Origin of the sequence: Brevibacterium sp. SIMBA_078 (assembly GCF_046534565.1) — a bacterium.
Classification (GTDB): domain Bacteria; phylum Actinomycetota; class Actinomycetes; order Actinomycetales; family Brevibacteriaceae; genus Brevibacterium.
Map to the genome: position 1 here is coordinate 1 of NZ_JAWRYQ010000689.1, position 228 is coordinate 228.

Consider the following 228-nt stretch of genomic DNA (forward strand, 5'->3'; position numbering starts at 1 on the left):
GCAACTGACAGATGATTCAGTGTGCCTATTATAGAGCCAAAAAATGCCCCCCGCTCCTCGCTGAGTTGCTCGTCAGATAACTGAGAGCATGCGTCATAGAGTTTGAGATTCATCCATTGGTTATATTCGGCCATCAGACAAACATAACTGTTTTGTAACACAGGAGTTTCTCCTTAGGTTTATTTTTCAGTAACCCAAACGAGCCCGCTTTTACTAACCGACGAATTT

1 protein-coding gene is annotated in these 228 nt (G+C 43.0%); it reads right to left on the reverse strand.

Features of this window, described 5'->3' with window-relative positions; all coding sequences use genetic code 11:
* Positions 1–134 (reverse strand): DinB family protein (locus SB749_RS21230; RefSeq protein ID WP_410712063.1); only part of this gene is annotated, 134 nt, incomplete at its 3' end.
* Positions 135–228: the final 94 nt, after the last annotated feature.